General features: G+C 43.2%; 14 protein-coding genes. 5 read left to right on the forward strand and 9 right to left on the reverse strand.

Annotation, left to right across the window (positions count from 1 at the left end; translation table 11 throughout):
- Window positions 1–1,062: a tetraprenyl-beta-curcumene synthase family protein gene (locus tag AN618_RS00345; RefSeq protein WP_066350650.1), complete on the reverse strand. Its 1,062-nt coding sequence runs from the start codon at window positions 1,060–1,062 to the stop codon at window positions 1–3.
- 194 nt (window positions 1,063–1,256) lie between these two features.
- Here AN618_RS00345 and AN618_RS00350 point away from each other — a divergent pair, with 194 nt between their 5' ends.
- The 5 genes from AN618_RS00350 to AN618_RS00370 all read left to right on the forward strand — a co-directional run bounded on the left by AN618_RS00350 (window position 1,257) and on the right by AN618_RS00370 (window position 6,253).
- Entirely contained in the window at window positions 1,257–3,413 is a 2,157-nt protein-coding gene (locus AN618_RS00350) for an alkaline phosphatase family protein (RefSeq protein WP_187694850.1), read from the forward strand.
- A gap of 6 nt (window positions 3,414–3,419) precedes the next feature.
- Window positions 3,420–4,523 (forward strand): glycosyltransferase family 4 protein, encoded by a 1,104-nt coding sequence (locus AN618_RS00355; RefSeq protein ID WP_066350659.1) that lies wholly within the window; start codon window positions 3,420–3,422, stop codon window positions 4,521–4,523.
- A gap of 72 nt (window positions 4,524–4,595) precedes the next feature.
- A complete protein-coding gene (gene nikR / locus AN618_RS00360) occupies window positions 4,596–5,003 on the forward strand; it encodes a nickel-responsive transcriptional regulator NikR (RefSeq protein ID WP_066350668.1) in 408 nt (135 codons plus the stop codon).
- Window positions 5,004–5,098: 95 nt separating this feature from the next.
- The gene (locus tag AN618_RS00365) at window positions 5,099–5,644 is read left to right on the forward strand and encodes an ECF transporter S component (RefSeq protein WP_066350676.1); all 546 of its coding nucleotides are present in this window, start codon (window positions 5,099–5,101) and stop codon (window positions 5,642–5,644) included.
- A 6-nt stretch (window positions 5,645–5,650) separates the two neighbouring features.
- The gene (locus AN618_RS00370; RefSeq protein WP_066350677.1) at window positions 5,651–6,253 is read left to right on the forward strand and encodes a class I SAM-dependent methyltransferase; all 603 of its coding nucleotides are present in this window, start codon (window positions 5,651–5,653) and stop codon (window positions 6,251–6,253) included.
- Here AN618_RS00370 and AN618_RS00375 read toward each other — a convergent pair.
- The 8 genes from AN618_RS00375 to AN618_RS00405 all read right to left on the reverse strand — a co-directional run bounded on the left by AN618_RS00375 (window position 6,250) and on the right by AN618_RS00405 (window position 15,070).
- Window positions 6,250–7,881, reverse strand: a complete 1,632-nt coding sequence (locus tag AN618_RS00375) for a putative manganese-dependent inorganic diphosphatase (RefSeq protein WP_066350678.1) — start codon at window positions 7,879–7,881, stop codon at window positions 6,250–6,252. The two genes, AN618_RS00370 and AN618_RS00375, sit on opposite strands and share 4 nt — an antisense overlap.
- Window positions 7,882–7,920: 39 nt before the next feature.
- Complete coding sequence (locus AN618_RS13845; RefSeq protein WP_281176769.1) at window positions 7,921–8,043, reverse strand: OadG-related small transporter subunit; 123 nt, start codon at window positions 8,041–8,043, stop codon at window positions 7,921–7,923.
- An 18-nt stretch (window positions 8,044–8,061) separates the two neighbouring features.
- The gene (locus AN618_RS00380; protein WP_066350690.1) at window positions 8,062–9,165 is read right to left on the reverse strand and encodes a sodium ion-translocating decarboxylase subunit beta; all 1,104 of its coding nucleotides are present in this window, start codon (window positions 9,163–9,165) and stop codon (window positions 8,062–8,064) included.
- Window positions 9,166–9,371: 206 nt separating this feature from the next.
- Window positions 9,372–10,532: a S41 family peptidase gene (locus tag AN618_RS00385; RefSeq protein ID WP_066350696.1), complete on the reverse strand. Its 1,161-nt coding sequence runs from the start codon at window positions 10,530–10,532 to the stop codon at window positions 9,372–9,374.
- 27 nt (window positions 10,533–10,559) lie between these two features.
- Window positions 10,560–12,224: a 2-polyprenylphenol 6-hydroxylase gene (gene ubiB, locus AN618_RS00390; RefSeq protein ID WP_066350698.1), complete on the reverse strand. Its 1,665-nt coding sequence runs from the start codon at window positions 12,222–12,224 to the stop codon at window positions 10,560–10,562.
- Window positions 12,225–12,366: 142 nt separating this feature from the next.
- A complete protein-coding gene (locus tag AN618_RS00395; protein WP_066350700.1) occupies window positions 12,367–13,296 on the reverse strand; it encodes a TDT family transporter in 930 nt (309 codons plus the stop codon).
- A gap of 20 nt (window positions 13,297–13,316) precedes the next feature.
- Window positions 13,317–13,790, reverse strand: coding sequence for a C-GCAxxG-C-C family protein (locus AN618_RS00400; protein ID WP_066350701.1), 474 nt, complete (start codon window positions 13,788–13,790; stop codon window positions 13,317–13,319).
- 146 nt (window positions 13,791–13,936) lie between these two features.
- Window positions 13,937–15,070, reverse strand: coding sequence for a peptide ABC transporter substrate-binding protein (locus AN618_RS00405; protein WP_066350702.1), 1,134 nt, complete (start codon window positions 15,068–15,070; stop codon window positions 13,937–13,939).
- Between the last annotated feature and the right edge of the window lies 1 nt (window position 15,071).

Raw genomic sequence — 15,071 nt, forward strand, 5'->3', positions numbered from 1 at the left:
TTAAATCCTTTTTTTCTTTCTCAGCCAGCAGCAAAAGCCATGCATCATCCTGGTGTATTTACCGCAATAGTCCAAAAGCTCTTCCGTGACCAAACTGCGCTCGCCGTAAAAAGCTTTGGGGTCCGAAAGGTACATGGCCATAAGGCCGTCCACTACAGTGGAATGGAAAAATGGATATCTTAATTTAGTCGCTTCGTTTTGGGAATTTTTGTAAAATACTTTAAGTCTTTCGAGACAATTTGTCAGATTCGCGTAATAACTTACGAAATTGAGATCGCCGTTTGCTTCATCCTCATCTAAATCTATGTAATAGTCCAGCAGTATGTGCAAACCGCATATCCATGGAAAGTACGAATGGAATATCTCCCAGGCTTCAAGCCCGTCCAAATAAGGGTTCGTCGCTGCGGCGACCAGCATAAAAATCCCCAGCGTAGAACCGGCGGCTGCGGCAAATTCCCACCCGTTTATCTCCGGAAAGTACCCGAGATAATTTTCATACCATCCGGTCATACGGCATTCCCTTACCTCCGGCACCAGATGCTTGTAGGTCTGCAGCTCCGAATAAAGCCTGGCTAGAAATAAAATCTTTTCCCTTACGATGGCATAAGACGGTAAACCGGAAATGAACGCCTTGCATTCTGCCACCAGCAATCTCAGATAACCGCCATCATCCTTATAAGGATAGCACTCGTAATAATCGCTAAACACTTCCCCCGGAAGGAGGGCATCGGTCATTGCCTGGTGAAGCCTTTTAAAAGCTTCTTCATCTTCTACCTTGGCTCTGTCGCACAAATTATCAAGGTAATCGCTGATGGTCTGATAAGACACAATAAAGCGCACCATATCCCTTTGCGGCACCCCCGGATATAGGGCATATACGCTGCCTCCCTGGCAATGAAATTTCTTTTTGTTTATACTTTCAACCGCCTGTCTTTTAAGCACGGGGTCCGGGATTTTCTCCGCCATACGCATGTACCTTTTCAATTCCGCTTCAACCTGCGGAAACACCTTATTGACAAATCTATGCAGAATTCCAATCCGGTAAAAGCTTTGCTTTAGCACGGCAGAACCTCCGAAAAATCTATTTTTTTCTCCTACTATTATTTGCCAATATCAGCTTTTATATTAATCCAATCAACACGACATAAAAACGCACCTCAAATTCAATAATATTAATTGTAAGTCGAAGGAAAGACGGGAGTGAGTCTATGACAATAAAAAAAGCGATTCTAATTGTTACGTTTTTTTTCATTTTATTGCAAACTCAATGTTTTGCCTCAACCGACGACAGCAATAATTTTCCTAAAACCGCCGTCATGATAGTTTTAGACCGGATTGACCTCGAAGACCTTGCAGGAGATTATCCAAACCTGAAAAACCTCATTTCCGGAGCTGCCGTAGGCCTTATGAATACAAGACCGGGCGGAAACTACGACCCAGCCAGCTGTTATCTTTCTATCGGGGCCGGCAGCCGTGCTCACACCGGTGGCAAAGGCAAAAACGCATTTATGGCCTTCGAAAAATACGAATCCATCGAAGCAGGCAGTGCTTTTAAATTATACACGGGCCTTTCGGTACCGAACAACGCCGTCGTTCAGCTTGATATAGCCCGAATTATCGAAGAAAGCAAAAGGCAAAACTACGAGGTAAAACCCGGCCTTTTGGGGGAAATTTTAAAAAATAGCGGCATACCGGTCTCCGTCCTCGGAAATGCCGATACCGACCACGAAAAAAATAGAATGGCAGCCCTTATTGCCATGGACTCAAACGGGATAGTTCATTCCGGTTATGTAGCCGGGGATATAAACACGCGAGATGAAAGCAGTCCCTTCTTTTTAAAAACTGATTACGATAAACTTTACCGGAAATTTATGGAACTTAAGAAAAAAGGGGGCTTAATCGTAATACACCTGGGGGACACCGCAAGAGCTAATGACATCGTCGATCTTGTGACCCCGGAATTGTACGAAAATTACAGGGTTAAAGCTCTAAAAGATTGCGACGAATTCTTCGGGAAGATAATTGATAATTTGGACACCAAAAGGGACCTGTTGCTGGTAGTAACTCCCTTCCCCTCTTTTAACGGATACAGGGAGAAAAAACTGCTCACGCCTTTTATAGCTATCGGCCCTAATTTGAATCGGGGTCTTGCCATATCTTCCACAACGCGACGAGCCGGTATAATAGCCAACGTGGACATAGCACCGACCGTACTTTCCTTTTTTCAAATTCCGGTGCCTGTTGAAATGTTTGGCCATCCCATCGAAAGCGTATACTTTACCAATGCATACGACCATCTTCTGAAATTGAGCGAAAAAGCAACCCTTACATACACCTATAGGCCGTATTTTATAAAATCCTACGTCGTCATGCAAATATTGGTTTCGCTGACTTTCCTGTTTTTTATCTATTATAGAAAAAATTATCTCGTTTTTATAAGACCTTTTTTACTAGCCAGCATGTCGCTGCCGCTGACGTTCCTGCTACTCGCACTGATTCCCGGAGAAAATAATATATTTTACATGTTTTTTTGGACCATCATAATCACCATAGCAGCAGTGATAATTGCATCGAAAGCAAAAAGCACCGCCGGTGCCGTTTCCCTTATTAGTTTATCAACGGCCTTGGCAATAGTTGCCGACCTGTTATCTGGCGGAAAACTTTTAGGAAGTTCAGTTCTGGGACATGACCCGATTGCGGGAGCCCGCTATTACGGGCTGGGGAACGAATATATGGGCGTTCTAGTCGGCTCAACCGTAATAGGTGTTACAACCTTATTCGACAATCTTAAAATAAACCGGCAACTTCTGACAGCTATGGGTATTTTAATTTTCAGCATTTCCTTTTGCCTTATTTCTTCACCTTCTTTTGGAAGCAACGTCGGCGGAGCTATTACCGCCTGCGGCGCATATTTGACAACCTTGATTTTACTTTCCGGTTCAAAACTAAACTTTAGGACTTTTGTGGGTATCCTCGCCATTACCGCATTTTTTACTTTGCTTTTGTTCTTGTTTTCAGTTGTCTCAGGTCCACCCAGTCACATAAGCCAGACGGTGGACCTTATAAGAGAAGGAGGAATGAAACCCGCTGTTTCGATAGTAATAAGGAAAGTTTCCATGAATTACAGGCTTTTCAAATACACCCCCTGGACCCGTGCACTGGTCACGACCATAGCTGCTCTCATTTCCCTTTCCTTCAAGCCGCCCAACACTATGAAAAAGATATTTAAAAAGCAATCCAATTTTTATGCCGGTTTTACGGGAACCAGCATAGGCTCTATCCTTGCCCTCATATTCAACGATTCGGGCATCGTAGCTTCGGGAACAATGGCCATTTTTTTCGGCCTCCCCGTCCTGCTATTTATAGCCGACGAGAATATTAACGATAAAAGCGAAATGTACCTCAAAGGGTGAATCAGCGTGAAAAAAATTAAACTGCTGGAAGTCGTCCGCGACGCCGAAGGAGGTATGAAGCGCCATGTGGAGTACCTTATTCGAGGCCTTGACAAAGACAAGTTCGACATCATTCTGTTATTATCTGCAGAAAATTTAAAGTTGTGGAATCTTGAAAAGTCCGTTAAAGTTGCCAATACAAGGCTCGGCGACCGTCGAGCACTTCTTGCCATTTCCAAATCTTTTTTTGATATCGTAAAGATTCTCAAAAAGGAAAAGATCGATATAATTCACAGCCACGGTCTTTTAGCTGCAGCAATCGGCACTGCGGCTGCTCTCGTCGCAGGCACCCCAAGAATTGTCACCACACTCCACAATTTCCCGAAAAATAATTTTCAAAACCGGCTCGCAGGTTACTTTCTTAGATATAACCACAAAATAATAACCGTTTCTCAAAAAATGGCACAAGAAGTGAGAGAGGTTTTCAGTATACCAGTAGAAAAATTAGCCGTCATCTACAACGGCATAGACCTAAAATCGCTGGGAAAATTCAATATATCCACTTTTAAGCGTGAAAATTCTTTTTCTTTCCTGAACATAGCCCGACTGATACCGGAAAAAGGCGTCGATGTGTTTCTGAAGGCAAGTGCCCTGCTGCTTGAGAAACTTTCTTCTGACAAAATTGATTTAAAATTTTATATTGCGGGGACTGGGCCCATGGAAAAAAAACTGAAGGACCTTGCCGATGAACTTAGTCTTTCGGGGAAAGTTTTTTTCCTGGGATTTTGTCCCGACGTATACAAGATAATCAGCGAATCGGATGCATTGGTGCTCTCTTCGCTCAGCGAAGGATTGAGCCTTTCCCTCCTGGAAGCAATGGCTATGGGAAAGCCTGTCATAGCCACCGACGTGGGGGGAAATCCAGAAATAGTAAAGAACGGAATCTCAGGGATACTTGTACCGCCGGCTGACCCCAAAGCCCTTGCAGAAGCTATGGAATACATCATAAAAAACCCCGGTGCCGCCGAGAAAATGGCCATTAATGCCCGCCATATGGTAATGGAACGTTTTTCCCATGAGCACATGGTAGACGCCTTGCAGAATCTTTTCAGTTCGTTAATTTTTTGTTGATCTTTTCTCCGGTTTATGTTATTATTTTAGTAGCACAAAAGTTAGAAAAAGTGACTATTATTGGAGGATATTATGTCTGATACCACCAGGTTTGGAATATCTATGAGCCAGGATTTGTTGGAAAAATTCGACAGGTTGATACGAAAAAAAGGTTATACCAGCCGTTCGGAAGCTCTGAGGGATTTAGTGAGAAACGCTCTTATCGAAGATATGTGGGAAAATGAGAGTGGAACCCTTGCCGGCACCATAACGATTATCTACGAGCATGACGCCCACGGGATTACTGATACTCTCACCCACATACAGCACGGTTTCCACCATTTAATTATATCCACAGTCCATGTGCATTTCGACGAAAAAAACTGCCTTGAAGTACTTATAGTAAGGGGCAAGGCGCAAGACATAAAAAAGCTCTATGAAAAGGTCTCTTCCCCAAAAGGCGTAAAACACTCGAGGTTGTCCGTTACCGCAATAATTTAACCGACGGCAAATTTAAAATTTTTTTCACTATATTTTTTGGCATATAGTGTTACGATTTTATTATTTTGTGCTACTATTCAAAGGGGGATGAATTTATGCAAAGTAAAGTAAAAAATTTAGTAGCCGCAGGCCTTTTGGTTGCCGCGGGAATTCTGCTGCCAATCGCCTTTCACACACTCAAGCTGGGAGGGCCCGTATTTCTACCCATGCATATACCGGTGCTTCTAGGTGGTTTTATGCTTCCAAAAAATCTGGCAGCTTTGGTAGGCCTTTTGACTCCATTTTTGAGTTTCCTCATAACCTCGATGCCATCTCCACCCTTTGTCTTCGCCATGATGGCTGAACTTGCTACATACGGAATTGCAAGTTCATTCCTTTATCGCGACCTAGAATGGAGTATTTACCCGGCCCTTTTCGGAGCGATGGTTTCCGGAAGGATTACCTCTATAATCGCCACGTGGTTGATAACCGCCGGGATATTAGGAATGCCCTTCAGCCTGGCAAAAGTGATGACTACGCTGTTCATAACCGGCCTTCCCGGAATTTTAATTCAACTCATCCTCATTCCAGGATTGGTAAAGCTAGTGGAAGGACAAAGATGGTTACAAAAGCAAAGTATAGGAGACGCGAAAAGGAGGTAGGACCTATTGGAATCTCTGCGTCAATTTTTCAACGACATGGCCTCTATATGGGATGAGAAAGTATTTCATCCTTCTGAAAAGGTAAGGTTTATATTAGAGCTTATGGAAATCTCCAAGGGATTTAAAATCCTTGATGTAGGCTGCGGCACCGGGGTGCTCATCCCGTATTTAATTGAAAAAACCGGGTCTTCTGGCGAAATTATCGGGATAGACATTGCTGAAAAAATGCTGGAAATAGCTCGGGCAAAATTCCCTGAAGATTCTTTCCCCAATGTAAAATTTGTACACGCAGATTTTATGGATTTTGAATATCAAGGTAAATTTGACACTATCATTTTTTACTCGGTATTTCCTCATATACAACACAAACAAAAATGCATAAAAAAAGCCGCCTCCTTATTAGCCGCAGGAGGCAAACTGACCATATGCCATTCGGAGAGCCGGGAAAAGATAAATTCCATCCACCGAATGACAGGTTTTCCTGTGTCCCATGATCTGCTCCCGTCCGCTCAGGAAGTAGCCAATTTCATGAAGCAAGCTGGCCTTGAAATATTACATTCAATTGACAATGACGACTTATACGTAGTAATCGGTTCGCTTTCGAATTAGGATATGGAATTTATTGCCGATATAATTTTCGGAATAACCTGCTTTTTCCTGGAAACAACACCGGACAGTATAAAGCTGTTCCCTTCAACATCCACGCCGAAAGCCATTTTAATTAATTCCCTGTGATTACCTACAAATAGAAACTCGGAAACCTCATTTATTATATCCGTCAACATGAGGAGCAGGAAGTCGTATTCTTCTTCGCTTCGCATTTTTTCCATAAATTCTATCAGGCGATTTTTGAGGGGTTCCGGGCTATTATAAAAAATATTCACCTGACTTACACCGAACTTGTAGTCTCCTATTCTAAACTCTTTAAAATCAGTAAAAAATATCTCCTCTTCGGTTTTCCCTTCAAGGGATGTCCCAGCTTCAAACATGGTTTTCCCAAATTTCTCAATTTCTATGCCCGCTATTCCGGCAAGGAGTTTGGCCGCCCTTACATCCTCAGATGTGCAGGTGGGAGATTTGAACATAAGGGTATCGGACAGTATTGCGGCACACATCAGGCCCGCTATTTCTTTCGAGGGAACGATATTTCTTTTCTCGTAGCTGTCTAAGATTATAGTCGCGGTACAGCCCACAGGCCGGTTGATAAAAACTATGGGCTGTTCGGTCTCCGGACAACCTATCCGGTGGTGGTCGATGATTTCAAGGATATCCGCCTGTTCTATGCCTTCCGCCGACTGGGATTTTTCGTTGTGGTCTACCAGTATGACTTTTTTCCTGGAATAGTTCAATATGTGGTGTCTTGCCAGCATACCCACAGGCCTTTTTTGACTGTCGAGAACCGGAAAATTTCTGTATTTGTATTTCAACATCGTTTCCTTAACATCATCGATGGTATCATCCAGCCTAAAGCTTACCACATCTTCGGTTTTCATTATATATCTTACCGGAATGCTTTGATTTATCAATTTCACCGTATCGAAAGTGTCGTAGGGCACCTTTATTACCATGGCATCATTTTCCCTTGCCGCCGCCAGCACATCATCCTCAACATCGTGCCCTCCGGTGACAATCAGCACTTTTATGCCGCTTTTGACAGCCATGAGCTGGACTTCTTTTCTGTTGCCCACAATCAATAAATCGCCTTTTTTTATTCGTCTTCGAATATCATCCATTTGCATGGCGGCCACTATTATATTCCCGCTAAAAATCTCTTCTTTTTTCGATACGAGAACCTCACCGTTTAAGGTCTTTACAAAATTCATCACCGGCACTTCGTATTTTGAAAAACCCGAGGAAGACTCCAAATAGACCTTCGCGACATCCCCCAGCGTCGCAAGCCCGTGAAACTTTCCGTCATCATCGACGATATTTATCGTCCTGACATTCTTATTTATAATTTCCTTCCAGGCTTCAAACATAGAAGCATTTTTATTGATATTAACCGGTCCATCAAAATTTATATCGGATACCTGGGTGTAAACATTCTCCATCAAGGCGGGCACGGGTACACTAAAATATTCCAGCACGAACTGGGTTTCCCTGTTAACGGACCCCAGCCTCACCGGCACGTAACTATCTTCTTTTTCAGTCAGGTTTTTAAATTCGCTGTATGCTATGGCGGAGCAAATCGAATCGGTATCGGGATTTCTGTGTCCGAAAACGTATACTTCTCCCATTGATTACCCCCCAACAAAAAAGCGTTCATTACGAACGCTTCACTTTTCTTCAGGAAAGATTCTCACCATGAGTTTTATTATAATATAAAAAAGCGATATCGCCAAGAATATTCCCGTCATGCCCTGAACCATGATTTTTATTGCCTCAAAAAATACATCCACCCCTTTTCACTCCTTCCTCTATTTTACCAGCGTGAGTATTAGACCCCCGGCTATGATCGAACCTATCTGTCCCGCCACGTTAGCCCCGACCGCTTGCATAAGCACAAAATTAGAAGGGTCTTCCTGCTGGGCTATTTTCTGAATTACCCTTGCCGACATGGGAAAGGCGGATATGCCGGCCGCTCCGACCATAGGATTGATTTTATCTTTCAGGAAAAGATTAAGGATTTTTGCGAAAATAACACCACCTGCAGTGTCAAAAATAAATGCCACAAGACCCATTGCAATTATCAATAACGTCGAAGGGTTTAAGAACTGTTCTGCGGTCATCGTAGAACCGATAGTAATTCCCAAAAGCAGCGTAACGAGGTTGGCAAGTTCATTCTGTGCCGCTTTGGAAAGCCTGTCCAGAACGCCCGAAACCCTTATTAAATTGCCGAACATCAGTGAACCGACTAGCGCCACGCTGATAGGAGCGAGTATTCCTGTAATTATGGTTATTACTATAGGGAAAAGGATTTGTACGGTTTTCGAAATCTTAACGTTGAATTCTGGCCTCATGTGAATTCTTCTTTCGGCAGGCGTCGTAAGCAGTTTGATAACCGGCGGCTGAATAATGGGGACCAGCGACATGTAAGAATAAGCTGCAACGGAAATAGGAGCCAGCAAGTGTCTTGCAAATTTAGTCGCAACGTAAATGGAAGTCGGCCCGTCCGCCGCCCCGATTATTCCAATGGAAGCAGCTTCCTTCAGGTCGAAACCGAATAGCGCCGCCATGGCCATGGTAAAAAATATCCCGAACTGAGCCGCGGCACCGAAGAAAAGCATGAAAGGTTGCTGCAAAAGGGGAGTAAAATCGATCATAGCCCCCACGGCGATGAATATCAAGATAGGGAAGAGCTCAGTGAGAATACCGCTTTTAAAAAGCAGTGTCAAAAAGCCTTCTTCTCCTATTGCCGATGAAAAAGGTATATTTGCAAGTATCGCGCCAAAACCGATGGGTAAAAGAAGCATTGGTTCGTATTCTTTTTTAATCGCAAGATAGATAAGTATGCCGCCGATTATAAACATGACTATTTGAGAAAAACTCAAAGCTTTAAGACCATAGAACAATTGATCCATTTGTTGTCCTCCCATCTTAGAATTTCTTCATGTAAAGACAAAAGGAGCCTCCATTATAATTGCATCCGGTGTACATTGTACAACCTGAATTTTCTCAAAGCAAATTCAAATTAAAATGATTGTACAAACTGTTCCCCTATTTTTCTCCAAATTTCGTCAGCAAACACGGATAAGCAAACGAAAAACCGGCTTTAATTGCCGGTCTTTCATGCAGCATTATCCATCTTCCTGCTCATGAGCTTCCTTAAGATTTCCAAAGCCCTTTCAAGCTGCAAATCATGCTGTCCTCCGCCAACGCCCATTGCCTGCTTTACTTCTATGTCGGGGGATATGCCGCTTTTATTTATATCGACCCCCCCGGGAGTAACATACCTTCCTACTGTTATCTTTATGCCGCCAAAGGGGCCCAGGTCGACAATTTGCTGGACGGTGGCCTTGCCGAAAGTCTTCTCACCTATTAGTATCCCCGATTTTCTGTCCTTTATGGCCCCGGCCACTATTTCAGAAGCGCTGGCCGAACCGCCATTGACAAGTACCACCAGCTTAAAAGGCAAAGGCCCCGATTCGGAATTGTATACTATGGTTCTGCCGTTTTTAAAAACCACCTTTACAATCGGCCCTTTGGGAACAAAATATTCTGCTACTTTCACGGCCTGCTGAAGGATTCCGCCTGGATTATTTCTTAAATCAAGAATGATTCCTCGCACATTGTTTTTTTCAAAAAAATCCAGGGCCTTTTTTACGTTTACCGCTGTATTCTCGTTAAACTCGCTAATCTTTATGTATCCTATGTCCTTTTCCAAAATACTGAAAACTACGGGATTTATCGTAATTATTTCCCGGGTCATAACAAATTTCAATATTTTACCTTCTCTTTGAACGCCTACGCTCACTTTAGTCCCCACAGCACCTCTCAAGAGAGATGCTATTTCCGAAGTGCTTAAGTTTTTCACGTCCTTTCCATCAATCTCCACTATCCTATCCCCAGGCATCATACCGGCTCTAGCAGCGGGAGAATCATCAATTACCGAAACTACAGTGGCAAAATTATCTCTGGATGTTATGACTATCCCTATGCCGCCGAAACTCCCCTTAGCTTCCGTCTGAAACTCTTTTAATTCTTCCGGAGTTAAATATTCGGAATACGGATCACCCAGCGATTCCACCATCCCCCGAATGGCCCCCTGGATTAATTTCACATTGTCCACTTCGCCGGCGAAATTGTCGTTGATGAAGTCAACAATGCTCATTATAAGTTCTGCCTCGGCAGAGCTTTCCTGTCCAGCAGCTTTAGCCGTCAGCACAGGCAAAGAAGTAAGTAAAATAACCAAAACGAGTAAAAATGCTCTGCATCTTTTTTTATTCATACTTCCTTCCTCCATCATACAATTTTCTCACATTATACCTGTTTTCAATATGGAAATCAACAATCCCAGCCCCAACAAACCGGCAAGGACAAACCCCAATATTCCCATCAAAGGCATTCCTCCGACGGTAGGGCCTATCCCAGCCCGGACAACTAGCGATGAACCCACTATCAGCGATGCCACTATCAGGCTGAATACCATTCTATTGGCCATTCGGTTGAGCTCGAATGCAAATTTTTCAAGGCCGTTGTACTCAAAATCAATTTTTATACTTTCTCTCTTCACTTTATTGTAAATTTCATCAATCAGGTCAGGCAAAATGGCAGAGGATCGCATAATATTTGTTATATTTTTCCTGATATCCTTTGTAAAATACTTTGGATTATATCTTTCCCTAAAAAGTTGCCTTACAAAGGGCTTCGCCACTTTTATAAAATCGAATTCTGGATAAAGCTGTCTTCCAATACCATCAATGGTCAATATGGCTTTGCAAAGCAGCGCAAATTTCGAAGGTATTTTTATACCATGTCTTCCGGCGGTAAGGAAAATTTCGTTGATGAGCTCCGGCATATTTATTTCCTTCAAGGTTTTACCGTAATACCGGTCAAGAATATCTTGCACCTCGAGCATTAATTCCTCCAAATTACCCCGTTTCTCGGAAGCCCCGATCTCCAGGAGGAGATTCACGATTCTCTCCTCATCTTTACTTATGACTCCCAGCATTATTTCAGCCATCTTTCTCATGGTACTGCGGTCTATCCTGCCCACCATTCCGAAGTCGATAAATGCTATACTGCCGTCCGGCCGCACCAATATATTGCCGGGGTGAGGATCCGCATGGAAAAATCCGTGCACGAAAATCTGCTTTAATATTGCCCTTGCACCGTTTTCCGCTATCTTCTTTTTGGAAATCCCCGTTTTTGAAATCTTATCTATCTGGTCAACTCTAACGCCTTTAACGTATTCAATGGTCAGGACCTTTCGGGTAGTGTATTCCCAAAATACTTTCGGCACGTAAACGCTTATGTCACCTTCGAAATTTCGTCTGAACTTTTCAACGTTCCATGCTTCTTTTGTAAAGTCAAGTTCTTTCTGCATGGCCCTGGCAAATTCCGACACCAGACCTACCGGATCGTATAAGCGGCTTTCGGGTATATGTTTCTCGGCAAGCTTTGCCAGGTTATGCAGGATATCCAGGTCCGCCCTGATTATCCTTTCTATACCCGGCCTCTGTATCTTTACCACCACCTCCTGCCCGCCCTTTAACATAGCCCTGTGGACCTGAGCTATCGAGGCAGCGGCGAAGGGATGGGGGTCAAAAAAAGAATAAACCTCTTCTATCGCCTTTCCCAATTCCTTTTCAACCTGCCTCTTTATACTCTCGAAACCGACGCCGGGGATTCTGTCGTGCAGCTTTTTTAGTTCTTCTATGTAATCCTGAGGAATTAAATCTGGTCTGCTCGCCAGGATCTGACCGAACTTGATGAAAGTCGGCCCCAGTTCTTCCAGCATCAACCTCACTCTTTCCGGAGCCGTCAATCTCCCGAGCTCCCGGTACTTTTCTCTTTTAATCAAGCGAACGAGTCCCACCTTTTCCACCAGAAATCCGAAACCGTACTTGACTATTACGTTTATTATTTCTCTATACCTTTTCGCGTGAAGATAAGTGGTATTGAGCTGACTGAGCCGCAAGCACAAAACCTCCTCGATTGTTCTTCAGCTACTATGTTATCACCGCTTACTGGAAAATGCAATTTATCCTGTTAAATCTTTTTCAAATAACAAAAAACTCACCCGCTTAAAAAATGCGGGTGAGAGGATTTTATCATACTTATTACGTTCTTCTAATATCCGGTTCGGAAAAAATGAAAATTGCGTATCTTATAAATACGTAAAGGATCATCGTTATAGCCCAGAATTCCATAAATTTGGCCAGATACAAAAACGGATGTATATTTACGATTTTTGCCAAAAATGTATATGCACCCTTTATGGCAATGGCTGTGATGACAAATGGAAAGGTCAAAGCAGAATAACTGGGGTAAAATTTTAATTTCAGTATTTTAGGGATATACAATAATACAAAAATGAACATAAATAGCGACAGCAAACTTAAAAAAACAACCATAGCCATATTTTTATCCTGAAACGAATTAAGGTAACCCGCAAGGCATAAACTAGCCGGTGCCGAAAGTATAGCAATCGTCGGAAATGCCGGTTCCGGCAGTCTTTTTATAACCAAAACCCTATACAATATCAACGGAAGCAAAATCAAGTAAGCGATAAATCCGAACCAGAACAAGAACCGGCCCAGGCTGATGAAGCCGAACGCTGGGGAAGTTACGCTTCCGCAAACTATCCCCACATAAACTACAAAACAGCTTGGGAAAACTTTTTCTATTTTAAAGTTCAAAATGTACTTTTTCGTGAAAAAATACATCATGACGAGGTGCAGACATAAACCCGAAAACCACAATAAATATGCTGCTTCGTAAAGGTAATCTTTTATATATGTTGCCAATATCACTATCCCCATGGAAAAAGTAGGCATCACGCCGGCAACCGCCGGGTTTTCAAAATTTTCTAGCACCGACTTCGGCACCATTATTATTTTTGCAACAACTAAAACGAGAATAACTGCCGACAGAAATCCGAAAATGTTTTTATATACACTACCGTACTGCGCCACCAAGTTTCCCGCTACAGCTAAACCGAGCATGAGGCCAGCTATCGGAATAGGTACATTCTTAATTATCCTGTCCATTGTTCTCACCGGCGTTAAATTTAATTAAAGGCCTCATTAATTCTAGGGGCAATTTCGGGATCTTCGAGCAGCTTTTCAGCTATCCATGCCGCAACTTCACCCGTGATTTTTACGCAATGCGCCTTCCTTTCGGGGCTGGAAAATTCGTAGTCTTTGACGAGGACGCGACAGCAGGTGCTTTTATACATATTTTTGATATGGTCGTGTAGAGCCGCGGACATTTGAAACATTTTCTCATTCATGGTTTCGCCGTGTTTTCTGCCGTAAGCCATCCCCAGAGCCATAGCGCCGCCGCTGACCGCACCGCAAAGGCATCCCGATTTTCCAAGTCCTATCGGAAATCCCGATGCCATTTTTACCACTTCTTCAGGGAAGGGCCAGCCGAGCAGCTCATTGATTGTGTGAACCACCGCCTCCGAACAAAAAAATTCTCCTCGGGCAAAATATCCTTCAGCTTTCTTGCGTACCGATTCAACTATAAGATTTTTTTCCACGATTGTTCCCCCTATCACAAAAGGTATTTCCAGTTGATGATTATACTAGAATAACTGCCGCAAGGGAAATTAATCATTTCTATCCCATATTGAAAAGCTATTGCCTTAATCAATAAAAAAAGTTCCGGGAATTTCCCCGGAACATGTCATTTACCCTCCACCGATGCATATATGAAATCCGGATCCGAACCGCTGGCAAAGGTCCTCACAAGGCCCTGAACGTAGTCTTTTTTCACCCATAACCTCTCCCTAAAGTAAAGTGGGACAACCGCACCTTTTTCCAGGAGGTATTTTTCCGCTTCGAACATTATCTCGTTCCTCTTTGCAAAATCCGACGTGTTTTTAGCGGCGTTGCAGAGTTCGTTGTATTTTTCGTCGGTCCACCCGCTATTTATCATGCCTTCACTTATCGTCCAGTAATCAAGGTAAGTCATGGGGTCGTCATAGTCCGGTCCCCAGCGGGTTATCATCACTTCGTAATCACCACTCCTCATCCGCTGGAGCCTTTCCTTGAAGGTGACTATCTTTATATCTACTTTTATGCCTAAATTTCTCACGAGCATGTCCTGTATGGCTTCCACGCCATCCTTCGTGCCGGAGCTGTCGTCCACCATCAGTTCGATGCTAATCTTAGAGGGATCGGAAATCCCGAGTTCTTTCATGGCTTTGCCCAAGAACTCCTTGGCCTTTGCAACGTCCGCATTTTTCGGATAAAATTCGTACGGGAACTCTTCTGCGAATTTTTTCTCGAGGCCGGAAATCGTCGGCGGGATGTATCTTGTCGCCGGCTTGGAAATACCTTTAAATGCCATATTTATATAACTTTCTCTGTCTATAGCAAAGCCAATAGCTTTTCTGAAGTTTTCGTTGGCAAGATAAGGTTTGCCTTCTTTTTTCATGTTGAACCTGATGAAATATTCGAAGCTATCCATGTAGGTGAGGCCCTTACCTTCTTTTTGCATCTGTTCTACCAGCGGAGTCGGCACATCCACGAAGTCGAGCTCACCGTTCTCGAACATCTGATAGGCGGTATTCGCGTCGTTGATGATAAGAATCCGAACTTTATCCAATTTTATTTTGTCTTTGTTCCAGTAGTTCGGGTTTTTCTCGAGCACAATCTCCTGTTCGTGTTTCCATTCCTTTATAATGAAAGGTCCGTCGTAAGCCATCTTATCTGCATCAGCGGCATACGCTTGGCCGTATTTTTCTACTAAATCCTTTCTCGATGGTTTAAATGAAATAAACCGTGACGTCCTCCCCTCAATAAATTTGAGGGGCATC

The sequence above is a fragment of the Fervidicola ferrireducens genome (assembly GCF_001562425.1).
Lineage (GTDB): Bacteria > Bacillota > Thermosediminibacteria > Thermosediminibacterales > Thermosediminibacteraceae > Fervidicola > Fervidicola ferrireducens.